General features: G+C 67.8%; 25 protein-coding genes. 13 read left to right on the top strand and 12 right to left on the bottom strand.

Features of this window, described 5'->3' with window-relative positions; genetic code table 11:
• Nucleotides 1-121 precede the first annotated feature (121 nt).
• On the top strand, nt 122-439 hold the full coding sequence (locus AC5YGJ_RS09965; protein ID WP_496186438.1) for a hypothetical protein: 318 nt from the start codon (nt 122-124) through the stop codon (nt 437-439).
• 13 nt (nt 440-452) lie between these two features.
• Here AC5YGJ_RS09965 and AC5YGJ_RS09960 read toward each other — a convergent pair whose 3' ends face one another.
• Nucleotides 453-1,436, bottom strand: a complete 984-nt coding sequence (locus AC5YGJ_RS09960) for a hypothetical protein (protein ID WP_496186437.1) — start codon at nt 1,434-1,436, stop codon at nt 453-455.
• A 139-nt stretch (nt 1,437-1,575) separates the two neighbouring features.
• Between AC5YGJ_RS09960 and AC5YGJ_RS09955 the strand changes: the two genes are divergently transcribed.
• Nucleotides 1,576-2,541 (top strand): DUF2268 domain-containing putative Zn-dependent protease, encoded by a 966-nt coding sequence (locus AC5YGJ_RS09955; RefSeq protein ID WP_496186436.1) that lies wholly within the window; start codon nt 1,576-1,578, stop codon nt 2,539-2,541.
• 49 nt (nt 2,542-2,590) lie between these two features.
• Entirely contained in the window at nt 2,591-3,373 is a 783-nt protein-coding gene (locus AC5YGJ_RS09950; protein ID WP_496186435.1) for an SGNH/GDSL hydrolase family protein, read from the top strand.
• Here the strand turns inward: AC5YGJ_RS09950 and AC5YGJ_RS09945 are convergent.
• Nucleotides 3,348-4,229 carry a LysR family transcriptional regulator gene (locus AC5YGJ_RS09945; protein WP_496186434.1) on the bottom strand — a complete coding sequence of 294 codons (882 nt, stop codon included), beginning with the start codon at nt 4,227-4,229 and terminating at the stop codon, nt 3,348-3,350. The two genes, AC5YGJ_RS09950 and AC5YGJ_RS09945, sit on opposite strands and share 26 nt — an antisense overlap.
• A 101-nt stretch (nt 4,230-4,330) precedes the next feature.
• On the opposite strand from AC5YGJ_RS09945, the gene AC5YGJ_RS09940 reads away from it, so the two are divergent.
• Nucleotides 4,331-5,461, top strand: a complete 1,131-nt coding sequence (locus AC5YGJ_RS09940) for an agmatine deiminase family protein (protein WP_496186433.1) — start codon at nt 4,331-4,333, stop codon at nt 5,459-5,461.
• A 6-nt stretch (nt 5,462-5,467) separates the two neighbouring features.
• Here AC5YGJ_RS09940 and AC5YGJ_RS09935 read toward each other — a convergent pair whose 3' ends face one another.
• Nucleotides 5,468-6,013 carry a thioesterase family protein gene (locus AC5YGJ_RS09935; protein ID WP_496186432.1) on the bottom strand — a complete coding sequence of 182 codons (546 nt, stop codon included), beginning with the start codon at nt 6,011-6,013 and terminating at the stop codon, nt 5,468-5,470.
• 70 nt (nt 6,014-6,083) lie between these two features.
• Between AC5YGJ_RS09935 and AC5YGJ_RS09930 the strand changes: the two genes are divergently transcribed.
• Nucleotides 6,084-6,659 (top strand): TetR/AcrR family transcriptional regulator, encoded by a 576-nt coding sequence (locus AC5YGJ_RS09930; protein WP_309337734.1) that lies wholly within the window; start codon nt 6,084-6,086, stop codon nt 6,657-6,659.
• Nucleotides 6,660-6,869: 210 nt separating this feature from the next.
• Nucleotides 6,870-7,649 carry a hypothetical protein gene (locus tag AC5YGJ_RS09925; RefSeq protein ID WP_496186431.1) on the top strand — a complete coding sequence of 260 codons (780 nt, stop codon included), beginning with the start codon at nt 6,870-6,872 and terminating at the stop codon, nt 7,647-7,649.
• Between the two features lie 17 nt (nt 7,650-7,666).
• Here AC5YGJ_RS09925 and AC5YGJ_RS09920 read toward each other — a convergent pair whose 3' ends face one another.
• The 6 genes from AC5YGJ_RS09920 to hutI all read right to left on the bottom strand — a co-directional run bounded on the left by AC5YGJ_RS09920 (nt 7,667) and on the right by hutI (nt 16,872).
• Nucleotides 7,667-9,775: a TonB-dependent receptor family protein gene (locus tag AC5YGJ_RS09920; protein ID WP_496186430.1), complete on the bottom strand. Its 2,109-nt coding sequence runs from the start codon at nt 9,773-9,775 to the stop codon at nt 7,667-7,669.
• 191 nt (nt 9,776-9,966) lie between these two features.
• Nucleotides 9,967-11,397 (bottom strand): serine hydrolase, encoded by a 1,431-nt coding sequence (locus AC5YGJ_RS09915; RefSeq protein ID WP_496186429.1) that lies wholly within the window; start codon nt 11,395-11,397, stop codon nt 9,967-9,969.
• A 198-nt stretch (nt 11,398-11,595) separates the two neighbouring features.
• On the bottom strand, nt 11,596-13,263 hold the full coding sequence (gene hutU / locus AC5YGJ_RS09910) for a urocanate hydratase (protein ID WP_249843598.1): 1,668 nt from the start codon (nt 13,261-13,263) through the stop codon (nt 11,596-11,598).
• Complete coding sequence (gene hutG / locus AC5YGJ_RS09905) at nt 13,260-14,114, bottom strand: N-formylglutamate deformylase (protein WP_107232991.1); 855 nt, start codon at nt 14,112-14,114, stop codon at nt 13,260-13,262. The genes hutU and hutG overlap by 4 nt, the downstream gene beginning before the upstream one ends.
• Entirely contained in the window at nt 14,111-15,652 is a 1,542-nt protein-coding gene (gene hutH / locus AC5YGJ_RS09900) for a histidine ammonia-lyase (protein WP_496186428.1), read from the bottom strand. The genes hutG and hutH overlap by 4 nt, the downstream gene beginning before the upstream one ends.
• A complete protein-coding gene (gene hutI, locus AC5YGJ_RS09895) occupies nt 15,649-16,872 on the bottom strand; it encodes an imidazolonepropionase (RefSeq protein ID WP_496186427.1) in 1,224 nt (407 codons plus the stop codon). Before hutI ends, hutH begins: the two co-directional genes overlap by 4 nt.
• 67 nt (nt 16,873-16,939) lie before the next feature.
• Between hutI and AC5YGJ_RS09890 the strand changes: the two genes are divergently transcribed.
• The 3 genes from AC5YGJ_RS09890 (at nt 16,940) to AC5YGJ_RS09880 (ending at nt 19,640) form a co-directional block, all read left to right on the top strand.
• Nucleotides 16,940-18,310, top strand: a complete 1,371-nt coding sequence (locus AC5YGJ_RS09890) for a formimidoylglutamate deiminase (protein ID WP_496186426.1) — start codon at nt 16,940-16,942, stop codon at nt 18,308-18,310.
• Between the two features lie 28 nt (nt 18,311-18,338).
• Nucleotides 18,339-19,067 (top strand): histidine utilization transcriptional repressor HutC, encoded by a 729-nt coding sequence (hutC, locus tag AC5YGJ_RS09885; RefSeq protein WP_409460206.1) that lies wholly within the window; start codon nt 18,339-18,341, stop codon nt 19,065-19,067.
• Nucleotides 19,068-19,247: 180 nt separating this feature from the next.
• Nucleotides 19,248-19,640 (top strand): type II toxin-antitoxin system HicB family antitoxin, encoded by a 393-nt coding sequence (locus AC5YGJ_RS09880; protein WP_496186425.1) that lies wholly within the window; start codon nt 19,248-19,250, stop codon nt 19,638-19,640.
• A gap of 116 nt (nt 19,641-19,756) precedes the next feature.
• Here AC5YGJ_RS09880 and AC5YGJ_RS09875 read toward each other — a convergent pair whose 3' ends face one another.
• The 3 genes from AC5YGJ_RS09875 to AC5YGJ_RS09865 form a co-directional block, all read right to left on the bottom strand.
• The gene (locus AC5YGJ_RS09875) at nt 19,757-20,770 is read right to left on the bottom strand and encodes a restriction endonuclease (RefSeq protein WP_496186424.1); all 1,014 of its coding nucleotides are present in this window, start codon (nt 20,768-20,770) and stop codon (nt 19,757-19,759) included.
• A 237-nt stretch (nt 20,771-21,007) separates the two neighbouring features.
• Nucleotides 21,008-21,499, bottom strand: a complete 492-nt coding sequence (locus AC5YGJ_RS09870) for a phasin family protein (RefSeq protein WP_309337759.1) — start codon at nt 21,497-21,499, stop codon at nt 21,008-21,010.
• Between the two features lie 80 nt (nt 21,500-21,579).
• A complete protein-coding gene (locus tag AC5YGJ_RS09865) occupies nt 21,580-21,855 on the bottom strand; it encodes a polyhydroxyalkanoic acid system family protein (protein ID WP_005417302.1) in 276 nt (91 codons plus the stop codon).
• A gap of 125 nt (nt 21,856-21,980) precedes the next feature.
• Here AC5YGJ_RS09865 and AC5YGJ_RS09860 point away from each other — a divergent pair, with 125 nt between their 5' ends.
• The 4 genes from AC5YGJ_RS09860 to aroA all read left to right on the top strand — a co-directional run bounded on the left by AC5YGJ_RS09860 (nt 21,981) and on the right by aroA (nt 26,765).
• Nucleotides 21,981-22,787 (top strand): FHA domain-containing protein, encoded by an 807-nt coding sequence (locus AC5YGJ_RS09860; RefSeq protein WP_249843606.1) that lies wholly within the window; start codon nt 21,981-21,983, stop codon nt 22,785-22,787.
• Nucleotides 22,788-23,041: 254 nt separating this feature from the next.
• Complete coding sequence (serC, locus tag AC5YGJ_RS09855) at nt 23,042-24,127, top strand: 3-phosphoserine/phosphohydroxythreonine transaminase (protein ID WP_496186423.1); 1,086 nt, start codon at nt 23,042-23,044, stop codon at nt 24,125-24,127.
• Nucleotides 24,128-24,178: 51 nt separating this feature from the next.
• The gene (pheA, locus tag AC5YGJ_RS09850) at nt 24,179-25,378 is read left to right on the top strand and encodes a prephenate dehydratase (RefSeq protein WP_496186422.1); all 1,200 of its coding nucleotides are present in this window, start codon (nt 24,179-24,181) and stop codon (nt 25,376-25,378) included.
• Nucleotides 25,379-25,457: 79 nt separating this feature from the next.
• A complete protein-coding gene (gene aroA, locus AC5YGJ_RS09845) occupies nt 25,458-26,765 on the top strand; it encodes a 3-phosphoshikimate 1-carboxyvinyltransferase (protein ID WP_496186421.1) in 1,308 nt (435 codons plus the stop codon).
• Nucleotides 26,766-26,807: the final 42 nt, after the last annotated feature.

Genomic DNA, 26,807 nt, shown 5'->3' with positions numbered 1-26,807 from the left:
GACCGAACGGTAACGCCAGGTATCGGCCTGCCTGGATCGCGTAACAAGGGGTGATCCATGCGCCGACAGCGGCCGCCACTGGGCTACCCTGTAGCTCCAACGCACGTTGTGGGGCGCACCGATGAAGGTTGTGGTTCTTGCTGCATTACTGATGGTGGCGCAGGCGCCTGCTCACGCCCAGCCGCTGCCCGCCGAACTGGCGCAGTTGGGCATCATCGCCGGCATGCCCTACGCCAAGGCCAAGCGCCTGCTGGATGCTGCCGGGTGGCAGCCCGCGGCGGCGGCGGGCGCTGCCGAACCGCTGGAAGGCTTTCCGGAGGTTCGATGCCAGAAGGGCGGCACGCAGTGTGCGACGACCTTCGAAAAGAGCGGCCAGCAGATTGCGGTGCGGGTGGGCATGACCCTGGCCGGGCAGCCGTTCGTGCAGGGTGCCGACTGAGCCTGCGCCGCCGTCATGCCAGCGGCAGGCGGTCCTGCGCGTGCGACAGCCGGTCGTGCAGTTCGCGCACATGTTCGGCCTTGGCATGCACCCGCGTGGTATCGCCGAAGCTGCGCAGATAGGCGCAGGCCGCGAAGCCGGCGCTCTTCTTCTCGTACTCGGCGATCCAGGCCAGGCGGTCGGGGTTGCTGGCCTGCTCGGCGGACCAGGCCGCCACCGGCGGCCGGATGCGGTACTTCAAGCCGACCCGCCATGGCTTGGGGGTCAGCCGCGCACGGAAGCAGTGCTGCAACCGGCACATGCGTGCGTACAGTGCATCGGTGCCGAGGGCCTTGAACAACCCCTGCAGCTGCTCGTCTTCGGGCAGGAATGTCGCGTGCATCGCCAGCAGACGCAGGCCGGCCGGGGTGCGGTAGGCGCGCAGGTGCCAGTCCGGGTGCTGTTCGCTGAAGGCCGCCACCCGCTGCAGTGCGATGCCTTCGGCACCGCCGGCGGCGGCGAGGCGTTGCCGCCGGCGTGCCAGCACTGCCGCGTTGACCAGCAGCAGTGCCACCACGCCCAGCACCAGTCCGACCAGCCAATGCCAGAGCAGGGTGCCGGTGATGGCGCCGGCCAGCAGCACCGAGGCGGCGATGAGGGCCGGCATCACGCAACCGCCCGGCGCAGGGGCGTGGTCGATGTCGGCGAACAACACATCCGCACTGTTGAGGCACAACGCGCCGTAGCTGTTCCGGGTGATCACCACGTCGCCATCGCGCTGCACGATCTGTTCGCGGATCGGCACGCCTTCCACGCCGTAATTGCTGCGCACCTCGCGGCGCGGCAGCGGCTGCCCGGCAACGATGGCGTTGAGTGCCTCGTTGGCGCGGGCATCGGCATGTGCCTGGGCTTCGGCGGGGCCCTCATCGGACCAGCCGAAGCGGCGCACGACCAGCGCGCGGCCACGGAAGCGGGCCTGTACGCGGGCTTCGGCCCAGTAGGCGGGAACGATCATCATGGTGCGTGCTCCGTCATCCGTGGCTGGCTGCCCAGGGGGAGTCTGGCATAGCCCAGGGGGCGCCGCATCCACCTGCTGCGGCGGCTCGGGCAGAGTGGTAAATTGCGCGCCTTGCATGCACACCACCAAGGACGGAGCGATGTACATGATTCTGCGCGGCCTGCTGGCCCTGGCCTGTGCCGGGGCGGTAGGCGCGGCCGCGGCGGCTGCACCGGCGGGGCCGCAGATCCTCACCGAGGATGTCGGTCGTTTCTATGCAATTTACGATGACGCGGGCGGCAAGCCCAGCGTTGCCCAGTTGCGCGGCTACCTGGCCGAGGGGTCAAGCGGTCTGGCCGAGCTGGCCCAGGCGCGCCGGGTCACCGCTGAACGCATCGCCGAGGCCATCGCCAACCAGCCGGCGCTGTACGCGCAGGGACGAAGCTGCCTGGCCGAGCTGCCGGCGGTGAAGCAGCGTCTGGTGCAGGTGTTCGCCAACCTGCAGGCGATCTACCCGCGGACCACATTCCCTCCGGTGACCATCGCCGTGGGCCGCGGCCGGCCGGTCGGACTGACCTCGAAAAGTGGCGTGATCATCGGCCTGGAAGCGCTGTGTGCGGCCGATTTCATGAATGCCAACGTGCAGGATCGCTTCGTGCACGTGATCGCGCACGAGTACGTGCACATCCAGCAGACCGGCCTGATCGATGTCGAACCGGGTGATCCACGCGCGACGGTGCTGCGCATTTCGCTGGGCGAAGGGATCGCCGAGTTCATCACCGAACTGATCTCCGGCAACGTCGGCAATGGGCGCCACGCGGCGTGGACGCGCGGCCGCGAAGTGCATATCGAAAGCGCATTCGCACTCGACCTGGACAGCACCGACCTGTCGCCGTGGTTGTACAACTACACGCCCGGTTCGCAGGAACCCTACGACCTGGGTTACTGGGTGGGTTACCGCATCGCCAAGGCGTACTACCTGCAGGCCAGGGACAAGCGCGAGGCGGTGCGTGCGCTGGTCCAGCAGGATGACCCGAAGGCGATCCTGGCCGCCAGCGGCTGGACGCCGGGCATGTGGATGCCGGCCAAGGTGACCGGTGTGGCGGCGCGCTCGGCCTCGCGATGAAGCGGGCTGGCAGCGCTAGACTGCGGGTCTGGTTTCCTGGAGGACCCGCATGCGTGGATCCATGCTGTTTGCCGCTGCCATCACCGTTGCCATGGCGCTGAGCGCCCCGCTGAAGGCGGCCGAGCCTACGGCGGTCAATCCGCTGCTGCTGAAGCCGGTCGAGCAGCTGCGCCCGGACGAAGTGCGCTTCATGCAGCAGCAGCTCGCCGATTGGCCGCAGCTGCAGCGCTATCGCGACGCCAACGCTGCGCTGCCTGCCGCTGTGCCCGGGCAGCTACGCGTGGTGTTCTACGGCGATTCCATCACCGAAGGCTGGGGCAGGGAAGGCAGCGCCTCGTTCTTTCCCGGCAAGGGCTGGCTCAACCGCGGTATCAGTGGCCAGACCACGGCGCAGATGCTGCTGCGTTTCCCGCAGGACGTGCTGGCGCTGAAGCCGCAGGTGGTGGTGATCCTGGCCGGAACCAACGATCTCGCCGGCAATACCGGTCCATCCACGCAGGCGATGATCGAAGACAACCTGCATGCGATGGTGGATCTGGCGCGGGCGCACGGCATCGGCGTTGTGCTGGCCTCGGTGCTGCCGGTCAGCGAGTACCCGTGGATGCCGGGCATCACGCCGGCACCGAAGGTGCGTGCGTTGAACGCGGCGTTGAAGCGCTACGCCGAGGCGAAGCAGCTGGTCTATCTGGACTACTACACGCCGATGGCCAATGCGGCCGGCGGCCTCGATCCGCAGCTGGCCGAGGACGGTGTGCATCCGACGGCGCAGGGCTATGCGCGCATGGCGCCGTTGGCAGAAGCGGCCGTCAGCCGCGCACTGAAACAGAAGTAGAAGCGGACAGGCTGGCCTGCAACCACGCGCAGAAGCCGATCACCAGCGGATCGGCCGCGCTGTCCTCATGCACCAGCCAGCTCCAGCGCGGGCCGCGCACGCGCGCGTCATCCAGTGCGTGCAGCTGTCCCTGTTGGCAGGCACGCGCGGCCAGCAGCTCGCTCACCAGGGCAATGCCCAGCCCCTGGCAGGCGGCGTCCAGCAGCTGCCCCGGCTCGGAGAAGTTCATGCCCTCGCGGCGCTGGCCGACGTCGGCACCACCCTGCACCTGCCATTGGCTCCAGTCCATCTCACGCTCGCCGTGCAGGGTGAGGCGCTCATGCACCGGCGTGGCCAGCAGTGCCGGGTGGCAGGCCGGATAGAGGCGGTCCTGCAGCAGCACGCGGTGCTGGCAGTGCGCCTGTGAATCGAGGTCATCGCGTACCGCGATGTCCAGGGTCTGCGTGGTCATGTCGGGCGCTTCTTCGCTGGTCAGCAGCCACAGGTCGGCATCGGGATGCAGGCGATGGAACTGTGCCAGGCGTGGCACCAGCCAATGCCGCGCGAAGGCCGGGCTGGTGTTGACGATCAATTGATTGGGCTTGCGGTACTGATCAAGCCGGCGGATGCCACTGGCCAGCTGCCGCAGCAGGGACTGGGTGGTTTCCAGCAGGTCGATGCCGGCGTCGGTCAGCGTGACGCTACGGCCCTGACGGAAAAACAGTGGCTGCTGCAACGAGGCCTCCAGGCCGCGGATCTGCTGGCTGATCGCCGACTGGGTCAGGTGCAGTTCCTCGGCCGCGGCCTGGAAACTGCCCAGCCGAGCGGCGGCTTCAAAGCCGCGCAGGGCGTTCAGCGGGGGCCAGTGCTTGAGCATTTCAGATAAGCAGAACTGTTCAATTGATAGCTGAATCTATCGTTTGTTCTTATGGATTGGCAAGCGCAGCATGGTCTGACCCCCAACCCGTGGAGCCCGTCATGTCTACCCGTCGTCACTTCCTTACCCAGCTGGCCGGTGCGGCCGGGCTTGGCGGCCTGGCGGCACTGGGCCTGGCCGGCCTGCCGGGGCGCGTTGCGGCAGCGGCCCCAAGCGCGGGTGTCTGGCGCATGCCCGATGAACATGGCCCGCAGGAGCGCGTTTTCCTGTCCTTCGCGGCGCAGCCGCGGGTGTGGGGCGCGCAGGCCGATGCGGTGAACAGCGCTGTGGCGCGGCTGGCCCGTACCATCGCCCGCCACCAGCCGGTCAGCGTGCTGTGCCGCCCGGCGCAGCGGAAGCAGGCGCAGGACCGCTGCGGTCGCGACAACATCGAATTCCTGGAGGTGCCGCTGGATGACATCTGGGTGCGCGACTACGGCGGGTGTTTCGTCACCGACGGCCAGGGCGGACTGGGCCTGGTCGATTTCAACTTCAACGGTTGGGGCGGCAAGCAGAGCGCGCGCAACGATGGCGCGGTGGCGCCGTGGCTGGCGCAGGTGACCGGTGCGACGCTGTTGGAAAGCGATCTGGTCGGCGAGGGCGGTGGCATCGAAGTCGACGGCCACGGCACGGCCATTCTCACCGAGAGCTGCTGGGTGAACCGCAACCGCAATCCGGAGTGGTCGCGCGCGGATATCGAGGCCGAGCTGAAGCATCACCTGGGCCTGCGCAAGGTGATCTGGTTGCCCGGCATCGCCGGCGAGGACATCACCGATGCGCACGTGGATTTCTATGCGCGCTTCGTGCGCCCGGGCGTGGTGATCGCCAACCTCGACAATGATCCGGAGTCCTACGACTACGATCTGACCCGCGAGCATCTTGAGATACTGCGCGATGCGACCGACGCCGATGGCCGGCGCCTGCAGGTGCACACGCTGCCGCCGCCGCTGGACGGGCGCGACAACGTGCATACCCGTGACAACGACGATCTGGCGATGGGCTACATCAACTATCTACCGATCAACGGCGCGGTGGTGGCGCCGCAGTTCGGTGACGATGCGGCCGATGGCTACTGCCGCGAACTGCTGGAGGATCTGTACCCCGGCCGCGTGATCGAGCAGGTGGATATCGACGCGATTGCCGGCGGCGGTGGCGGCATCCACTGCGTGACCAAGAACATGCCCAGGGTCTGATGCGGCTCAGGTGTCATCCCGCTTCAGCGCCGCATCGGCTGCCAGCAGCGCTTCGGCGGCGGCACTGAGCGGCGGTGACGGCGGTGCGACCACGCCGATGGCTCCCATCATCGTCGGCATGCCCAGGAACCGGCGCGCGCGGCGGTCGTAGATGCCGGTGACCAGCAGTGCACGGGTGGCGATCTTCTGCTCGGGGCCGATCAGCACGCGCTGCTCCATGATGCCGCGCGAGCCGACCCAGCCGACCAGGCGGGTTTCCAGGGTGAAGCGCTGGAGCGGCTTCAGTTCGCGACGGAACTGGATGGTGCCGGCGCCGACGATCGGTGCCCACTTCTCACGCAGCGCCACCCGGCCCAGGCCCATGCGCAGGATCAGGTCCAGCCGGCCCAGATCGAAGATGTTCCAGTAGCGGCCGTTGGTCATGTGCAGGTTGCTGTCCAGGTCGTTGGGCAGCACCCGGAACTGCAGCCGCGAGACCCCGAACGGGGCTTCCAGCTTCGGCCGGAACAGGCTGCACAGCAGCAGGTGGAGCAGGCGGAACCAGAGATTCATGTTTATGACGACTGTTATAGAACGGTCGGTACGCTAATCTATGACAACTGTCCTGGCAAGGAACCCCGCCGTGAGCCCGCGACCCTCTGACGCCCCGCAACGGGTGATTGATGCTGCGGCACAGATGCTGGCGCGGGTCGGCCTCAACGCGACCAGCATCCGCGAGGTGACCAAGCTGGCCGACGCGCCGCTGGGCTCCACCTACCATCATTTCCCGGGCGGCAAGCAGGAACTGCTGGCACGCGCCACGCACATGGCCGGCGACAAGGTGGAGGCGCTGCTGGTGGAGTTGCTGAAGGGCGGCGCGGCACAAGGCCTGCAGCAGTTCCTGGCGATGTGGCGCGAACGCCTGCTGCGCACGCAGTTCCGTGCCGGTTGCCCGGTGCTGGCGGCCGCAGTGGAAGAGCCGATGGATGCCGCACCGAGCCAGCCACGCGTGGCCGCCGCCGAGGTGTTCGTGCGCTGGCAGGGGCACCTGGCAGCTGCCTTCGTCGCCGATGGCCACGACGCGAACGCCGCGGCCGGCCTGGCCAGCCTGGTGATTGCCGGCGTGGAAGGCGCGGTGGCGATGAGCCGCGCGCTGCAGGATATCGCCCCGTTCGACCAGGTGGCCGCGCAGCTGCTGAAAGCCGCTACGCCGCCCTGATCCGGCCGTATCCGGTAGATCCACCTCACGCGTGGATGAGCGCGTAACGCCCGGTGCTGCCTGATCAATGAAGCTGTGCGCGCTCTGGACGCGGCGCGTGGCGATAGAATCCAGCCATCACCGTCTACGCGTGCCCGGCAAGGACGTCCGCATGCAGCATCAGGTTTCCGAGGTCGCTGACCGCGTTGCCTCCCGCCTACGAGGGGCGGCATGAAGAACCCGCGCCATTCTTTCACCACTGCATTGAAGCTGCGCAGGAGCCGTGGCAGCGAAGTCGTGCGTGCGCGGCGGCACCTGCAGCAGCGTGGTTGGCCGCGGCTGCAGATGGCCCTGATCGTTGCGCTGACCGGCGCCGCCGGGTTCCTCGTCTCACATCTGCTGCGGCTGGCCGGTGTAGAGGCCATGCTGCTGCGCTACCCGCTGGCGGTACTGCTGGCCTACGGCGTGTTCCTGCTGCTGATGTGGGTCTGGATCCGTTGGCGCTGGGACAACGTGCTCGATGCGCTGTCGTCGGAGGTGGGCGGAGGCACCCCATCGGCACACGGCAGCGCCGCTCAATCGCCGTGGAGTGATGTCGGCGGCCGTTCCGGTGGTGGCGGTGCGTCTGCCTCGTGGAATGAGTCGGCAGCGCAGAGCGGGGTTGAGGTGAGCGAGGTGCCGCTGGCCGGACTGGCCGAAGACGAAGCCGGGCTGCCATTGCTGGCCGTCCTCGGCATCGTCGCGGTGGGCGCAGCGGTCGTGCTGGTCAGCGCATGGGTGGTATGGTCAGCGCCGCTGCTGATGGCCGAACTGCTGGTGGATGCGGCCATCGCCGGTGGCCTGTACCGGCGCATGCAAGGCATGCAGGAGCAGGGCTGGTGGCGGGTATGCGTGACGCACACGATCTGGCCGCTGTTGGGCCTGCTGTTGTTCTTTGCGATCGTGGGCTGGCTGGCCCAGCAGCTGGTACCGGGCGCGGCCAGCCTGCTGGAAGTTTTCCGCGGGTTGTGATCGCGCCGTGGCCTGGCTCAATCGAAGCGCCAACGCACACCCGCATAGACGCCACGGCCTTCGCCCGGCGTCGAGCGCGCCACATCCTTGCCCGCATCGTCATAGCCCGGCGTGACCGTGGCGGCGTAGTGACGGTTGCCGAGGTTGCGCATCTCCGCCCACGCCTGCCAGCGGCCATCGGGTGCGTCGTAGCCGATGCGGCTGCCGAAGATCACATGGCTGTCGGCCCAGTAGCTGTTGGCATAGTCCACCGCGATGCGTGAGGCATATTCGGTGTTCAGCGAGGCATACAGACCGGACGCGTGATCGAAGCGCAGCTCGGCCTGGTAGCTGTGGCGCGGCAGGCCCGGCAGGCGGTTGCTGCCAAAGCGTGCATCGTGGCGGTAACGGAAATCGCTGAAGGTGTACGCCTGACGCAGCGACAAGCGTCCCGGCTCGGCCTGCCACAGCGTGCTGTCCAGGCCGGCTTCGATGCCACGGTGCACGGTGGGGCTGGCGTTGTTCTCTGCGATGAACAGGTTCGGCACCGGCTGCAGCTCCACGCTCAGCAGTTCGTGGTTCACATGCGCGTAGTAGCCGGTCAGTTCCCACCGACCGACCGCAGCGTCGCCACGTGCACCCAGTTCCAGCGTGGTGGCGGTCTGGTTCTGCATCCGCACCGGCGCGCGCTGGCGGCCCGTGGATGGGCCATTGCCCGGCCCGAAATACTGGTTCGAACCCCAGATCATCGACCACGGATGCGGCGCTTCCACCGAGCGGCTGAGGTTGCCGAACCACTGTGTCTGCGCGCTGTGCTGCCAGGTGAAGCCCAGTCGCGGCGCATAGTCCCAGTCATGATCGCGCAGGCGGCCGCCGCTGCTGGGCCAGGTCACCTGTACGTCGCGGCGAGTGTTGATCAGTGCCAGCCCGGTCTGCATGCGCAGGCGGTCATTTAAGGTGAGGGTATTGCTGACGTGCAGCGTGCTGTCGGTGCCGTGGTGGCGGAAGTCACGCGTGCGCGTGCCGGCGGCATAGCCGTTGCTGGCAAAGCGCAGCGACTCGCGCACGTCGGCGTCGAGGTCATGGGTGACGCGCAGGCCGATCGTGGTGTCGCTGTCCAGCCCGAACAGCGTGTGGTGATGGCGGTAATCGAGCGTGGCGTTGAAGTTGGCGTAGTCCAGCTGCTGGCGGTACAGGCTTTCGTTCAGGTCCATTGGATATTTGTGATAGACCAGCCCGGCCTGCAGCGACGAATCCTCATCGATCTGCAGCGTGGTGACATTGCCCAGCCAGGTGCTGCCCGGCTGCGGGCGGCGCGCATCGATGGCCAGGTTGGCCGGATTCGCCGCATGCGGATCGTTGCGGATCTGGTCACGGGTCAGGCGCCCGGGTGTTTCGTGGTTGGTTTCGCGATAGCGCACGAAGAAGCGCGTCTGCAGGCCGGGCGTGATCTGCCATCCGATGTTCGCCATCGCGCCCTTGCCATCGCCGCTTGCGTGGCGCTGGTAGCCGTCGAATTCGGTATCGGTGTAGGCCAGGAAATAGTCGACATCACCGCTGACGCCGCCCCAGCTCAGGCCACGCTTCTGGTAGCCACGGCTGCCGGCCTCGTAATGCAACTGCACGCCCGCCCAATCACGGCCGCTGCGGCTGACGTAATCGATGGCGCCGCCGAGCGCCATCGCGCCGCGTTCGAAACCGTTGGCCCCGCGCAGTACCTCCACGCGCGACAGCCACAGCGGTTCCAACAGTTCGTAGGGCGTGCCACCCGGACCGGTCAGCGGCAGGCCGTCGATCGACACTGCAATGCCCGAGGCATGCGCACCCGGGCCGCGATTGATGCCCGAGCCGCGGATCGAGACCTTGGTGCCCTCGTTGCCTGGCGACTGCGCGCTGATGCCGGGCTGGTAGGCCAGCACATCGGCGCTGCTGGACAGGCGGCCGTCGGCCTTGGCCACGTCGATGACATTGCTGGCGCCCGGCACGCGCTTCAGTTCCGCGCGTGCCTGCGCACTGGCATCGGCGGCGGTGACCTGTACGGCATCGAGGGTGGTGGCCTGCGGGGCGGCCTGGGCAGTGACGGGCAGGCTGAAGGAAACGGCCAGGAACAGCAGCGACGGGGTGGGGCGGTGAGACGAGAGCGACATGCGAAATGCTGTAAACCACAAAAGTGGCGCGCAAGTTAACAGGTCGGGCGCGCCACGTCACCCATCGGCAGCGTATGGCCGCCCACGGCATCCATGTAGAGCCGAGCCCATGCTCGGCTGTCGCCCGCAGCGTGGGTCTTCTGCTGTTGCAATGAAGAGCAGCCGAGCATGGGCTCGGCTCTACAGCAGGGTTACGGCGAAGGCTTCGCCAGCGCCTTCGACTTCGCGTAGAGCCGCTCTGCCGTTTCCTTGTCACCCAGCGCGGCATGGCACTCGGCCAGACTGTCCCAGACATTGGCCGACTGCGGATACAGCTCGGTGTTGAGCGTGAATACCTTCAGCGCCCTGCGCGCGCCGAGGCTCGCGAGGATGGCGTAGCCGTCGCTGTTGATCGCCCGCTCCAGTTCGCTGGCCGCGATGCCGCTGCTGTCGCGCAACCACGCGCGCAGGGCGTGCGCAGCGCCTGCATCATCATCCAGCGCATAAGCGATCAATCGCTCGGACAGCACCGCATGCGGGAATTCCCCCGGTGCGGCCACCGCCATCGTGCTTTCCACCAACGTGCTCGACCACACATTGCGCGCACTGCCGTTGGTCAGGTACACGAACACCCAGTAGCCGTCGGCCAGCGTGCCCTTGTAGGCCAGCCGCGCACGCACACGGGTGCCGCCATCGTGGCCGACCTGGGTGTAGCCATCGCTGCGGGTGGTGTCCCAGCCGGTGGAGAAGAAATTGCTGCCGCCGCCGCTCAGCGTCTGTGGCTGCCAGAGCGTTTCCAGCGTGGCCGTGCGCAGCAGCTTGCCGGCGGCCAGTGCCTGCAGGAAACGGTTCATGTCGCCCACGGTGGTCTGCAGGTCGGCATGGCCCCAACCGTAGCTCGGCCACGGGTCTTCATTGGCGGGCTGCAATGCGCCGTCCTTGCCGATGTACGGAACCGCCGCGCGCTGGGCCGGCACGCTGGCCACGCCCCACGAGGTGCTGGTCATCTTCAGCGGCTGCAGGATGCGCTCGCGCGCGATGGCCGGATAGGGTTTGCGGTAATGCGCTTCCAGCAACGCCGTCAGCACCAGGTAGTTGGCCTGGGTGTACTGCACGCGGCTGCCGGTGGCGAACTGCATCGGCGCGGCGGCCGCCACCTTCAGCGCGGCCGCAAGATCCGGCGCGACGCCACTGTAGCCCTTGCTCACCCAGCGATTGTCGACCCGGTCGTAGTACTCGGCGATGCCCGAACTGTGGTTGAGAAGGTCACGCACCCTGATCGTCTGCCATGCGGCCGGCAGGTCCGGCACGTAGCGGCTGGCCGGTGCATCCAGATCCACCTTGCCCTGGTCCACCAGTTGCATCACCAGCGTGCTGGTCAGAAGCTTGGCCATCGACTGCGCCGTGAAAATGGAATCGACGGTGGCCGGCGCATGGATGGCCGGGTCACGCTCGCCGCTGGCGCCCTGGTAGAGCACCTGGCCGTTATGTGCGACCAGTACCGCTTGGCCGGCGATGCCGTAGCGCTCGCGGTTGGTCTGCAACTGCGTGTCCAACCGGGTGGCCACGCCGGACGGGGCTGAGAACGCGACGCCCGGAAGCAGGCACAGCAGGGCAACGCTATGGCGAAGCTGTCGGTTCATGGCGCATCAACCCAAGGGTGAGGCCGCACTATGGAAACCCCATCGTGGCCCGGTCAAGGGCCATCGGTGGGTGGGTGCTATGCCGGCCAGCGGCCGGCACTACCACGCATTCGCTGACCGGCAACCGTGGAACAGCCGACAATGCCCGGCAGAACCCGGTGTTTCTGGTAGTGCCGGCCGCTGGCCGGCACCCCTGGATCAGCCCAGAATTCCCGGCAGATCCAGCCCCTTTTCCTTCGCGCACTCAATCGCGATCTCATAACCCGCGTCGGCGTGGCGCATCACGCCGGTGGCCGGGTCGTTCCACAGCACGCGGCCAATCCGCTTCGCCGCTGCCTCGGTGCCGTCGCACACGATGACCATGCCGGCGTGCTGCGAGAAGCCCATGCCGACGCCGCCGCCGTGATGCAGCGACACCCAGGTCGCGCCGCTGGCGGTGTTGAGCAGGGCGTTCAACAGCGGCCAGTCGGACACCGCATCGGAACCGTCAGCCATCGCCTCGGTTTCGCGGTTGGGCGAGGCCACGCTGCCGCTGTCCAGGTGGTCGCGGCCGATCACCACCGGCGCCTTCAGTTCACCGTTGGCGACCATCTCGTTGAAGGCCAGGCCCAGTCGATCACGGTCGCCAAGGCCGACCCAGCAGATGCGCGCCGGCAGGCCCTGGAACTTGATCTTCTCGGCGGCCATGTCCAGCCAGCGGTGCAGGTGCGGGTTGTCCGGAATCAGCTCCTTCACCTTGGCATCGGTCTTGGCGATGTCTTCCGGGTCGCCACTCAGCGCCGCCCAGCGGAACGGGCCGATGCCGCGGCAGAACAGCGGACGGATATAGGCCGGCACGAAGCCGGGGAAGTCGAACGCGTTGGCCACGCCTTCTTCCAGCGCCATCTGCCGCAGGTTGTTGCCGTAGTCCACGGTGGGAACGCCCAGTGCGTGGAAGCCGAGCATGGCGCGGATGTGGTTGGCCATCGAGGCGCGTGCAGCCTTCTCCACTTCCTTCGGCGCGGACACGCGCTTGTCGTCCCATTGCTCGACGGTCCAGCCCTGCGGCAGGTAGCCGTTCACCGGGTCATGGGCGGAGGTCTGGTCGGTCAGCAGGTCCGGCTTCACGCCGCGCTTGAGCAGTTCGGCCAGCACGTCGGCCACATTGCCCAGCAGGCCTACCGACTTCGGGGTGCCGGCCTTGCACGATTCGTCGATCAGGCGCAGCGCTTCGTCCAGGTTGTCGGTCCAGGTGTCCAGGTAGCCGGTGCGCAGGCGCATGTCGATGCTGCTCTTGCGGCACTCGACGGCCAGGCAGGAAGCACCGGCCATCACTGCGGCCAGTGGCTGTGCGCCGCCCATGCCACCGAGGCCGCCGGTGAACAGCCACTTGCCGGTCAGGTCGCCACCGAAGTGCTGGCGGCCCATTTCCACGAAGGTCTCGTAGGTGCCCTGCACGATGCCCTGTGCGCCGATGTAGATCCAGCTGCCGGCGGTCATCTGGCCGTACATGGCCAGGCCCTTCCTATCCAGCTCGTTGAAGTGGTCCCAGTTGGCCCAGCGCGGCACCAGGTTGGAATTGGCGATCAGCACGCGCGGTGCATCGGCGTGGGTGCGGAACACGCCCACCGGCTTGCCTGACTGCACCAGCAGGGTCTGATCGTCGTCCAGGCGCTTGAGCGTTTCGACGATGGCATCGAAGCTCTCCCAGTCGCGCGCGGCGCGGCCGATGCCGCCGTACACCACCAGTTCCTGCGGGCGCTCGGCCACGTCCGGGTGCAGGTTGTTCATCAGCATGCGCAGCGGCGCTTCGGTCAGCCAGCTCTTGGCGTTGAGCGTGGTGCCGGTCGGCGCGGCGATGGTGCGGGACGGGTCGTTGCGGGTCATGCGGCGCTCCGGTTCGTAGCGAATTCAAGGCAGGCGTTGAGCACCTGCGCCAGGGTGTGGCGCAGCGGTGCGGCGTGGTCAGGGTCGAGCGGGGTGGGCCAGCTGTGTTCGTCCACCTGGTCGGGCAGCGGCTCGTGCATGTAGCCGCGGCAGGCCAGTTCCATCTGCAGGCTGTGCACGCCGCCGGCGACGTTGCTGTAGTGGCGGGTGATCCAGCCACCCTTGAAGCGGCCGTTGCGCACCTGGCTCATGCCACTGATCCTGAGCAGGTTCTCCACAACATCACTCAATGCGTTGTCGCAGGAGGTGTCTGGCGCGCCGGACGGGCCGGCGGTACCGAGGTTGAACTGCGGCAGCTCGCCGTCGAACAGGTGTGGAATATGCGAACGGATCGAATGCGCGTCGTACACCACTACGGTGCCGTGGCGTGCACGCAGGCGGGTGATCTGCGCGGCCAGTGCATCGTGGTAAGGCAGGAAGTACGTATCGCGGCGACGCGCGATTTCGGCGTCATCCGGTTCGCGCCCGGCGTGGTACAGCGGCTGGTTGTCGAAGGTGGTCAGCGGGCACAGGCCGGTGGTGTTCTGGCCCGGATACAGCGAGACCCCGCTGGGATCGCGGTTGAGGTCGATCACCGAACGCGAGATCGCCGAACGCACCGTGGTCGCGCCCATGCCGCGCACGAAATCGTACAGCTCGTGCACCCACCAGTCGGCATCGCGGCGCGCCAGCCACGGCGAATGGTAGTGGCCGATCAGGTCGTGCGGCAGCTCGCTGCCGGTATGCGGGAAGCTGACGATCAACGGGGCATCGCCCTCGTGCACCGTCAGCCATTCGGGATGGGCATTCATGCCTGCGGTTCCACGGTCGGCAGCAGGTCGGCAAGACCGTGTGCAAGCGCGCCACTGCGCACCAGGTGGGTGGCAGTCACCATGTCCGGGTGGAAGTAGCGGTCTTCTTCCAGCGTTGGAACCTGCGCACGCAGGGTGGCGCGTACGGATTCCAGCGCGGCGCTGGAGCGTAGCGGCGCGTGGAAATCACAGCCCTGCGCGGCGGCCAGCAGCTCGATGCCGATCACGTTGGCGGCGTTCTCGGCCATCTGCATCAGGCGGCGCGCGCCGTGCGCGGCCATCGACACATGGTCTTCCTGGTTGGCCGAGGTCGGGATCGAATCGACGCTGGCCGGGTAGGCGCGCTGCTTGTTTTCCGAAACAAGTGCGGCGGCGGTCACCTGCGGAATCATGAAGCCGGAATTCAGGCCCGGGCGCGGGGTCAGGAAGGCGGGCAGGCCGGACAGCGCCGGGTCCACCAGCATCGCCAGCCGCCGCTCGCTGATCGAACCGATCTCGCACACCGCCATCGCCAGCATGTCGGCGGCGAAGGCCACCGGTTCGGCGTGGAAGTTGCCGCCGGACAGCGCTTCGCCGGTATCGGTGAACACCAGCGGATTGTCGGACACGCCGTTGGCTTCGATTTCCAGCGTAGTCGCAGCCTGGCGCAGGATGTCCAGCGCCGCGCCCATCACCTGCGGCTGGCAGCGCAGGCAGTACGGGTCCTGCACGCGCACGTCGTTGTCACGGTGCGATTCGCGGATGTCCGAGCCCTGCATCAGGGTGCGCAGGGCCGCGGCGGTGGCGATCTGCCCGCGCTGGCCACGGATGGCATGGATGCGCGGATCGAACGGGGTGTCCGAACCCTTGGCCGCTTCCACCGACAGCGCTCCGGTCACCAGCGCGGCCTGGAACACGGTCTCGATCTCGAACAGGCCGGCCAGCGCATAGGCGGTGGAGAACTGGGTGCCGTTGAGCAGCGCCAGGCCTTCCTTTGCGCCCAGCTCGATCGGCTGCAGGCCGGCACGTGCGAGTGCGTCGGTGGCCGGCAGACGCTCATCACCGATGAATGCTTCGCCGACGCCCAGCATCATGCTGGCCAGATGCGAGAGCGGCGCCAGGTCGCCCGATGCACCCACCGAGCCCTGCGCCGGCACCACCGGCAGCACGCCCTTGATGAGCATTGCTTCGAGCAGCAGCAGGGTTTCCTCGCGCACGCCGGAAGCGCCCTGCGCCAGGCTGACCAGCTTCAGCGCCATCATCAGGCGCACCACGCTGGCCGGCATCGGTTCGCCCACGCCGGCTGCATGCGAGAGCACGATATTGCGCTGCAGGGTGGCCAGGTCCTCGCGCTCGATGCGCACGCTGGCCAGCTTGCCGAAGCCGGTGTTGATGCCATACACCGGCGCACCCTTGGCGACGATGGCGGCCACGGCGGCGGCACTGGCGCGCACCACCGGCAATGCGGCCGGGTCCAGTGCCAGCGGCACACCGCGATAGACCTGCCGCCACTGGGCGAGAGTGACATGGCCGGGGCGAAGAACCAGGGTGTTGCTCATGTGTTGCTCCAGGAGGCAGGCAGGTCGGGCTGCCCGCGCACCACGCGCGCGTGCAGCGGGTTGAATCCAATGCGATAGACCAGGTCGGCGGGGGCGTCGATGTCCCAGATCGCCAGGTCGCAGTCCATGCCGGCGGCGAGGCGGCCGATGCGCTCGCCATGGCCGAGTGCGCGTGCCGCTTCACGAGTGAAGCCGGCGATGCATTCGTCCACGGTCAGGCGGAACAGGGTGGCGCCCATGTTCATCGCCAGCAGCGGGCTGGTCAGCGGCGAGGTGCCCGGGTTGCTGTCGGTGGCCAGCGCCAACGGCACGCCGGCCGCACGCAGCGCGGCAATCGGCGGCAGGGTGGTATCGCGGGTGAAATAGAACGCGCCCGGCAGCAGCACGGCGACGGTGCCGGCGGCGGCCATCGCGGCGATGCCTGCGTCATCCAGATGTTCGATATGGTCGGCCGACAGTGCGCCGAAACCCGCGGCCAGTTCGGCGCCGTGCTGGTTGCTCAGCTGTTCGGCGTGGATCTTCACCGCCAGTCCGTTCGCGCGGGCGGCCTCGAACACCTGCCGCGCCTGCGCGGGCGAGAAGGCGATGTTCTCGCAGAACACGTCCACCGCCTCGGCCAGCCCTTCGGCGGCGATGGCCGGAATCATCATGTTGCACACCTCGTCGGTGTATTCCTGTGCCTCGCGGCCTGGCGGAATCGCGTGCGCGCCGAGGAAGGTGGTCACCACGTTGACCCGGCATTCCTCGCCCAATGCGCGTGCGACCTGCAGCTGCTTGCGCTCGTCGGCCAGGGTCAGGCCGTAGCCGGACTTGATCTCGAGGGTGGTCACGCCTTCGGCGCGCATCGCCAGCAGGCGTGGGCGGCTCTCGCTGGCCAGCTGCTCGGGCGTGGCGGCGCGGGTGGCGCGCACAGTGGAGACGATGCCGCCGCCGGCGCGGGCGATCTCGGCATAGCTGACGCCCTGCAGGCGCTGCTCGAATTCGTTGGCGCGGTTGCCGGCGTAGACCAGGTGGGTGTGGCAGTCGATCAGGCCCGGCGAGATCCAGCGCCCTTCACCGTCGATGCGGGTGGTCGGCTGCAGGTGCGCATCGCTGCCGGCGGCACCGACGTGGACGATGCGGCCCTCGCTGCAGGCCAGTACGCCATCGCGGATGACACCCAGGCCGTCGCCATCGAGGGTGATCAGGTGGACGTTGGACCAGAGGGTATCGACGTGCATGGCATCCACAACGCGGCTGTGCTTATATGTCTATACAATATAGGCGTCCATTTCGGGTTGTCCAGCCATGTCCGATTCTCGTTCCCCGCACTGCTTCCATGCCGCCCACGCCCTGCTGGCCGAGGGCTGGGCCCGTGATGTCCGCCTGCAGGTGCAGGACGGCCGCATCGCCGCGATCAGCACCGGGCAGGGCGCGCAGGACGGTGATACCCGCGTCGGCTTGCTGGTGCCGGGCCTGCCCAACCTGCACAGCCACGCGTTCCAGCGCGGCATGGCCGGCCTGACCGAGATCGGCGGCGGTGACGGTGACAGCTTCTGGAGCTGGCGCGAGCTGATGTACCGCTTCCTGGCCCGTCTGCGCCCGGACGCGGTGCAGGCCATCGCCGCCCAGGCCTACATGGAAATGCTGGAAAGCGGCTTCACCCGCGTCGGCGAATTCCACTATCTGCACCACGATGCCGACGGCCAGCCGTACGCCGACCGTGCCGAGATGAGCGCGCGCATCGCCGCTGCCGCCGCGCAGACCGGCATCGGCCTGACCCTGCTGCCGGTGTTCTACGCCCACGCCGATTTCGGTGGCGCGCCGCCGAATCCGGCGCAGCGCCGCCTGATCCACGATGTGGACGGCTTCGCGCAGTTGCTGGATGCCGCCAAGCCGGCGTTGGCCGCGTTGCCTGACGCTGTGCTCGGCATCGCCCCGCACAGCCTGCGTGCAGTCACCGGTGAGGAACTGGGCGCGCTGCTGCCGCTGACTGATGGCCCGGTGCATATCCATATCGCCGAGCAGGTGCGCGAAGTCGAGGCCTGCCTGGCCTGGAGCGGCCAGCGCCCGGTGCAGTGGCTGTACGACCATGCGCCGGTGGATACGCGCTGGTGCCTGGTGCATGCCACCCATATCACCGATGACGAGCGCGCGGCCATCGTGGCCAGCCGCGCCGTGGCCGGGCTGTGCCCGATCACCGAAGCCAACCTGGGCGACGGCCTGTTCCCGATGCAGGCGTTCGCGCGCGAGGGCGGGCGCTTCGGCGTCGGCTCCGATTCCAATGTGCTGATCGACGCGGCCGAAGAGCTGCGCCTGCTCGAATACGGCCAGCGCTTGACCCTGCGCGGGCGCAACGTGCTGGCCCCGGATGCCGCCCGCAGCACCGGCCGCTTCCTGTTCGAAGGTGCACTGCACGGTGGTGCGCAGGCACTGGGCGTGGCCGCCGGCCTACAGGTCGGCGCCAGTGCTGATCTGGTTGAACTGGACGCCGCGCACCCGGCACTGCAGGCGCGACAGGGTGACGCATGGCTTGACAGCTGGGTGTTCGCCGCACGTAATGGCGCGCTGCGATCGGTCTGGCGCCATGGCCGCCAGTGCGTGGCCGAAGGCCGCCACCTGCAGCGCGAGGCGATCACCACCGCCTTCGCCGCCGCCCTGAAGGGCGTGCTGGGCTGATCGCCTCCCGCCACCGAGACCCCACCACGTGAAGGCCAGCAAGTCCGCCACGCTCAACCAGCGTATCCGCAGCGATCTGGAAAGCCGCATTCTCAGTGGAGAGTGGGCGCCGGGGTTCCGCATCCCGTACGAGCACGAGCTGATGGAGCAGTACGGCTGCTCGCGGATGACGGTGAACAAGGTACTCACCGCGCTGGCCGAGAGCGGCATGATCGAGCGCCGCCGCCGTGCAGGCTCGTTCGTGGCGCGGCAGCCGCCGCATCTGGAGCAGGTGGCGCTGGAAATTCCGGATATCGCGATGGAGGTTGGCTCGCGCGGCCATCAGTACGGTTATCACCTGCTGCAACGCGAGCTGCGCCGGGCCGAGGCCGGCAATGCCGGCGAGATCGAGCTGGCTGGCCAGGAAATGCTGCTGGCGATGCGTTGCCTGCATCTGGCCGATGGCCGTCCGCTGGCGCTGGAGCACCGCCTGATCAGCCCGGTGGGCGTGCCCGAAGTGCTGGAGGTTGATTTCAATACCACCGCGCCGGGCAGCTGGCTGCTGCAGAACGTGTCGTGGACGCGCGCGCAGCACCGCATCAGCGCATGGGGCGCGGACACTGCCAGCGCCAGGCTGCTGGATGTGAAGCCCGGCACCGCCTGCCTGGTGATCGAGCGCCTGACCTGGCGCGGCGAACAGCCGATCACCCGCGTGCGCCAGGTGTTCCTGGGAGACGCCTGGGACCTGGTGGCACGCTTCGCGCCCGGCGCGCGGTAGGGGCTCCCTCCACGCATGGCGTGGATCAACGGGTCTGGAACGGCTGTCGTCTTGAACTCTGTTGATGCGTGTGTACGACGTGTATCGCCCCTGCATCAAGAGCAGGGACCTCATCCGGGATCTGGAGGCGGCAAGGGCTGGTTCAGGCATTGCGGAAGCAGGACTGAGGTAGGAGGTCCCATGCGCTATCCAGTCTTGATTGAGGCCGGCGATGAACACACCGCGTGGGATGTCATCGTTCCCGATCTGCCGGGGTGCTTCTCGGCGGCCGACACGCTTGACGATGCACTCAGCGCGGCCGAGGAATCTGCGCTTGCCTGGATCGACGCGGCCCTGGATGAGGGGCGCTCGATTCCCAATCCTTCTGCGCCGCAGAAGATCGTTGCCGAGGCCTCCAGCGATACGACCTGGATTCTTGCCTACATCTGCATTGATCCGGCGCTGCTAGACGACACCATCGAGCGGGTCAACATCAGCCTGCCACGTCGAGTCCTGGCGAGGCTGGATGCGCAGGCCAGAGCTGCGGGTGAATCCCGCTCCAGCTACATCGCCCATCTCGCTGCCTTGGGCTGAGCAGGCGCGATGTAGAGCCGAGCCCACGCTCGGCTGCTGTTCGCGCGATGTGCGATGAGTCGAGCTTGGCTCGACGCTACAGGGGCATCCACGCCATGCGTGGATGTCGGTGCCCATCAATACGTGGCGCACTGCCGCCAGCGCACCGGCTCGTCCACGCCGGGGCGGGCATTAAGCTGGATGCGGACATTGCGCAGGGCCGGGTAGTGCAGCACTTCCTCGCAGACCTGCGGCCATACCGCATCCAATTCTCCGGTGCGGTTGATCGCCAGGGTCTGGCGGGTCAACCAGACGCCACTGGCGATGCCGGGCTTGCCAGCCAGCGCGCGCGACAGATCCGCCTGGAATCGGTCCAGCGTGGCCGTATCCGGATTGGGATTGCTGCGCGCATCGAGGGTTCCCGGCGCGGCCGTGGGGGCCGGCGCGGGCAGCGCTGCCAGGGCGGCCTGCGTGGCCACCGGAGCGGGTTCGCGGGCCGCTTCAGCGGCCACGGTCGGGGTGACCGGCGCCGCGGCAACGGGCTCGGCGCGGTCCACATGCAGGCCCTGCAGACCCACGCCCACCAGCAAGCCCAGCGTCACCGAGCCCAGCGCGGCGATGGCGATCCGGCGCAGCGCTTCGTGGCGCGCACCGGCACGCACGCGCGTGTCGATGTCACCTGGCAGATAAGGCTGCAACAGGGGCCACAGGCGCGGGCCGTCCAGCACTTCAACGGCCTGCTTTTCGGCGGCGGCGCGGCCGTCGCGTTCGATCCGCCCTTCGGTCAGCAGCATGCCGCCCTTGGCGCCGGCCAGGCGTGCGGCGGCGCCCAGTTCGTTCACCGCGGCGGTGCCGATGCGATAGGCCAGGCCATGCTTGCACGACACCAGCCAGTGGTTGGGGCCGTCACTGAGCACGAAATCGCTGCTCGGCTCCCGCGCATCCTCGGCCGGATCGTTCAGTTCGCGCAGCCCGCGCTGCTCGCGCAGCATGCGCTTGACCAGTACCGAGAACTCACGCCAGTGCATGCCGGCCAGGGCCTGCAGGCCGAGCTGCATCTCCTTCTGGCGTCGCTTGATCCACCACAGATAGACAACGGCCAGGGAACAGACAAGCAGGGCCGACAGCAGGGCCAGGATCCAGGGGAGCATGCGGGAGGTGCGCGGAAGGGGCGAATGCGGAAGACGACAGTGTAATCGGCGCGCCGCCCCGCTGGGTCAGGAGGTTCCTGACACCAAATGTGATCAAACGCTCAGATCGGCGTAGTGCAGGCACGAAAAACCCGCCAATCCTGAAGCCGTGAGGGGAGGGAACAAACGGCAGCCGAAGCGATTGGCGGGTTGCTCGCGATTGTCAACCAGATTTTATTGCATTGCAACAATCGTCGGTCAGGGCACGCTGTCCGGCGACTGGTGGCTGCCTGGCGCGGGCGCGTCGCTGCCCGAAGCGGCCCGGGTCTCCAGCTTGGCCAGGCGCGCATGCAGGGCGTCGATGCGGGCTTCCAGCGCGGTCACTTCGTCGGCGGTGGGCACATGCAGGCGCTTGAGCACCCCCTGCACCTGGTCGTCGAAGGCCTTCTCGACCCTGTTCCATGTGCCGGAGGCTTTTTCACGCGCGTCGTCCAGTGACGATTCAACGTTGTCGCGCCAGCCCGGGCCCTGGTCGCCCTGGCGCTCGCGGCGGCGGGCTTCCCAGGCTTCGCCTTCTTTCACCAGGCCATCGAAGAAGCGGCTGCCTTCGGCCTGGGCGCGGCCCAGGGCACCCAGCCCGGCCAGCCAGACCTGCTGGGCCGAATCGCTCAGCTTGCGCGAGAAGCGCTCGGCCTGGTCGCCAAACGAGGCGTCGTCGTCGCGGCGGTCATCGTTTTCGTAACGGTTCATCGCACTTCCCGTGGGAGTTGGGCCTGCCCCGAGAGTAGCGCGCGATGGCGTTGCACGACCGTGACGGCCGCCGCAGGGATTCAGCCCAGCTTTTCCTTCAGCACGCGCTGGATCTCGCCTTCCACCATGCCTTTCATCGCCGACAGCAGGAAGCCCAGCTTGGCGGTGACACGTACGGCGCCCGGCTGCAGCTCGATCGCACCGTCCACGCCGCTGCCGGAGAAATTCAGTACGTCGGCGGTCCAGGACGACTTCAGGCCGAAACGTTCGGACAACTTGGCGGCGACCTGTTCGATCGCCGCGCGTGCCTGTGCGTCGGGCAGGGCGTGGGCGTGGCGGACATCGATGGTGGACATGCAGGCTCCTGGCGCAGGGCGGGGATGATCAATGAGGGCGAGCATTGTGCGCATCGGGGGCCTTCGCGCCAAGCACTCATCACCGGTTCTTCTTCGTTGGCGAGCAACCTGCTAGTCTGCGCCGCGTGCAGAACCTGCTTGTCCACTTCAGCCAACAACAACAGCCCGACCAGCCCCTGCGGCCCGGGGTGCAGCGTATCGTGCGCCAGGCCAACGGCAGCGTCAGGCTGGGCGAGGGCGGCAATGGCGCCCTGCTGCTGGCGCAGTTCTGCATGGATGACCGGGGGCTGTGGTTGCAGGTCGGCAACGGCATCCGCAGCATCCATGTGAACGGACGGCCGGTACGGCGGATGGCCCTGCTGCGTGCAGGCGACGCGGTGTACGTCGATGGCGTGGAGATGGTGCTGCAGGGCGAGGTCGAGAGCTTGCTGCAGGCGCCTGCGCCGAAGAGTGACGAGGGCAGCGATGAACAGCAGCGCCTGCTGCGTGGCGTCGGTGGCCTGCATCATGGGCGCAGCTTCACGTTGTCGCGGGCGCGCCTGATCGGTCGTGGCAACGACGCCGACATCGCCATCGACGACCCCGCGTTCGCCGAACAGCACGCTCGCGTGGAAGTGCATGGCGAGCGCGTGCTGCTGCGCGACCTGGGCAGTGCCGATGGCACCCGGGTCAACGGCGTGGCCGTTCGCCACTGCTGGCTGCAGGCCGGCGATCAGGTGGTGTTCGATGGCCAGCACCGGTTCGTGCTGGAGGTTCCGCACGACCCGCGCCGGCGCCCATTGCCGGACGAGGATGAGGCCAGCCAGGACATCGAGCAGGCGCCGGTGCTGCCCGTCGCGCCGCGCAGGGTCCGGCGTTGGCCGTGGCTACTGGTCAGCGCGCTGCTGCTGGCGGCGTTGCTCAGTCTGCTGCTCTGGTTCGGCGCACGCTGAACCCTGCGTCCGCCGGGTCTGGCCCGGCGCTACGCACGCTTGGCTTTGGTGGGTGCCGACCTTGGTCGGCACGCTTTCCGCAGGCCGACCAAGGTCGGCAGCTACCAGAGCGTCATCCGCCCTCGCGCGCTACGGCCGCATCGGCCGCACCTGCGTCGCCAATGGATACGAATGCAACCAAATTTCCCTTGCGCTACAAGGCCGCAAGGCTGGTGCAGTGCGGCATACTAGGGGTCTTGCCCCACAGGTGTGACATGACGCGCGCGTTCAACTTCAGTGCCGGCCCTGCAACCTTGCCGGAATCGGTCCTGCGCCAGGCGCAGGCGGAAATGCTGGACTGGCACGGGTCCGGCGCTTCGATCGTGGAAATGAGCCACCGTGGCGCGGAATTCATGTCCGTGGCCGCCGAGGCCGAGGCCGACCTGCGCCGCCTGCTCGATATCCCCGACGACTATGCGGTGCTGTTCCTGTCCGGTGGCGCCACCACCCAGCAGGCGCTGATCCCGCTCAACTTCGCCAGCCCCGGCCAGCGTGCCGACTACGTGGTCAGTGGCCATTGGGGCAAGACCGCGGTCAAGCAGGCCGGGGTCTACGTGGACGTCAACATCGCCGCCAGCAGCGAGGCCGATGGCTACCGCACGCTGCCGCCGCGCGCGGACTGGCAGCTTTCGCCCGATGCGGCCTACGTGCACATCACCGCCAACGAGACCATCCACGGTGTCGAGTTCCGTGATGTGCCCGACACCGGCAACGTCCCGCTGATCGCCGATTTCAGCTCGTCCATCGCCAGCGAGCCGCTGGATGTGCGCCGCTACGGCGTGATCTACGCCGGCGCGCAGAAGAACCTGGGCCCGGTCGGCATCGCGGTGATGATCATCCGCCGCGATCTGCTCGAGCGCAGCGGTCAGCCGCGCGCGGACATCTTCGACTACCGCTCGCACGTCGCCCGCGACTCGATGCTCAACACCCCGCCGACCTGGAACTGGTACCTGGCCGGCCTGGTGTTCAAGTGGATGCTGGCCGAAGGTGGCGTGGTCGAGTTCGCCAGGCGCAACGCCGCCAAGGCCGCGCTGGTGTACGGCGCCATCGATGGCTCCGGTGGCTTCTATCGCAACGAAGTCGCGCACGCCGCACGTTCGCGGATGAACATCCCGTTCTTCCTGCCCAACGCCGATCTGGATACCCGTTTCGTGGCCGAAGCCAAGGCCGCCGGCCTGCTGGCACTGAAGGGGCACAAGGTGGTCGGCGGCATCCGGGCCTCGCTGTACAACGCCATGCCGCTGGCCGGGGCCGAGGCGCTGGTCGCCTTCATGGCCGATTTCCAGCAGCGTCACGGTTGAGCAATGAACGGCGCGCACCGTCGGGTGCGTGCCCCGCAACAAGGAATTCCGATGGGAAGCAGCAAATCCAGCAAGAAGGCGCCGAACAAGGCCGAACCGGCCAAGGGCAGTGCAGCGCCCAAGAGCAAGGCGAAGTCCAAGGCCGCCTCGACCCCGGCGCCGACGCTGGCGCCGCTGGCACTGGCCGATGTGCGTTCGAAGATCGACCAGATCGACCGTGACATCCAGAACCTGATCGCCGAGCGCGCGCGCTTCGCCCACCAGGTCGGCAAGGCCAAGGGCAAGCTGGCCGCCGCCGTCGATTACTACCGCCCCGAGCGCGAAGCGCAGGTGCTGCGCATGGTGGTCGACCGCAACGAAGGCCCGCTCAGCGACGAGCTGCTGGTGCACGTCTATCGCGAGATCATGTCGGCCTGCCTGGCCCAGCAGGAGCCGCTGAAGATCGGCTACCTCGGTCCGGAAGGTACCTTCAGCCAGCAGGCCGTGCTCAAGCACTTCGGCCGCTCGGCGCTGGGCCTGCCGATGGCCAGCATCGAGGAAGTGTTCCAGGAAGTGGAAGCCGGCAACGCCGATTTCGGCGTGGTGCCGGTGGAAAATTCGGGGCAGGGCACCATCCAGATCACCCTGGACATGTTCCTGACCTCCAACCTGAAGATCTGCGGTGAAGTGGAACTGCGCGTGCAGCAGTACCTGATGTCGCGCAGCGGTCGCATCGAGGATATCGAGCGCATCTATGCGCATCCGCAGTCGTTCATGCAGACCTCGGCCTGGCTGCGCGCCAACCTGCCCAAAGCCGAGAAGATCCCGGTGTCGAGCAACGCCGAAGGCGCGCGCCGTGCGCGCAATGCCGACGACGCGGCGGCCATCGGTGGTGAGAGCGCCGGCCACGTGTACGGCCTGAAGAAGGTGGTCACCAAGCCGATCCAGAACGATGCCGACAACACCACGCGTTTCCTGGTGGTGGGCCGCAACATCTTCCCGACCTCCGGGCACGACCGCACCTCGGTGCTGGTGTTCATCCATGACAAGCCCGGCGCGCTGTTCGATGTGCTCAGCCCGTTTGCCCGTCACGGCATCAGCATGAACCGCATCGAGTCGCGCCCGTCGCACCACGGCAAGTGGGAATACGGCTTCTTCATCGACCTGGCCGGCCATATCGACGACGCCCCGATGCAGGCCGCGCTGGCCGAACTGGAAGCGCACTCGGCGCAGATCAAGGTGCTCGGCTCCTATCCGGTGGCTGTGCCCTGAGCGCTGCTGTCCCGGCGGCCGTGGCCGCTGCCCCCTGATGCATCGCCGGCGCGGCCGGCGTTTACGGAATGATCGAACGATGAGCAACGCGCAACACTGGATTGCCCGCAAGGGCCAGCCGCTGCAGGGCAGCCTGACCATTCCCGGCGACAAGTCGGTCTCGCACCGCTCGGTGATGTTTGCCGCGCTGGCCGATGGCACCTCGCATATCGACGGCTTCCTGGAAGGCGAAGACACCCGCGCCACCGCACGTATCTTCAGCCAGCTCGGCGTGCGCATCGAAACGCCCAGCCCGTCGCAGCGCATCGTGCACGGCGTCGGCATCGACGGCCTGCAGGCGCCGGATGCGGCGCTGGACTGCGGCAACGCCGGCACCGGCATGCGTCTGCTGGCCGGCCTGCTGGCCGGCCAGGCCTTCGACTGCACGCTGATCGGCGATGAATCGCTGTCCGGCCGCCCGATGCGGCGCGTCACCGGCCCGCTCTCGCAGATGGGCGCAAAGATCGACACCGAGAGTGATGGCACGCCGCCGCTGCACGTGCATGGTGGGCAGTCGCTGCACGGCATCGATTTCGCCTCGCCGGTGGCCAGCGCGCAGATCAAGTCGGCGGTGCTGCTGGCTGGCCTGTACGCACAGGGCGAAACCACGGTGACCGAGCCGCACCCGACCCGTGACTACACCGAACGCATGCTGTCGGCGTTCGGCGTGGACATCGAATTCTCACCGGGCAAGGCGCGCCTGCGCGGCGGCCAGCGCCTGCGCGCCACCGATATCGTGGTGCCAGCTGATTTTTCCTCGGCGGCGTTCTATCTGGTGGCCGCCAGCATCATTCCCGGTTCCGCGCTGCGCCTGAAGCAGGTCGGCCTGAACCCGCGTCGTACCGGCCTGCTGCACGCGCTGCGCCTGATGGGCGCGGACATCACCGAAGAGAATCCGGCCGAGCAGGGCGGTGAGCCGGTGGCCGATCTGGTGGTGCGCTACGCGCCGCTGAAGGGCGCCCGCATTCCGGAAGCGCTGGTGCCGGACATGATCGACGAGTTCCCGGCGCTGTTCGTGGCGGCGGCGGCCGCCGAAGGCCAGACCGTGGTGACCGGTGCGGCCGAACTGCGGGTGAAGGAATCCGATCGCCTTGCGGCGATGGCCACCGGCCTGCGCGCGCTGGGCATGCAGGTGGATGAAACCGAAGACGGTGCCACCCTGCACGGCGGTGTGCGCCTGGGCAGCGGCACCATCGAAAGCCACGGTGACCACCGTATCGCCATGGCGTTCGCCATTGCCGGCCAGATCAGCGATGGCGAAGTGCGCATCAACGACATCGCCAACGTCGCCACCTCGTTCCCGGATTTCGACGGCCTGGCCCGCAGCGCCGGGTTCAATCTGGCCTGACCGGCGCTTCAAGCGCTGCACCGCATCGCCCGGCAGGTGCCG

Source organism: Stenotrophomonas sp. CS3K5 (assembly GCF_059515225.1).
Note: the sequence above shows the minus strand (reverse complement) of the source record. Positions and strands in the feature narration are given on the sequence as shown.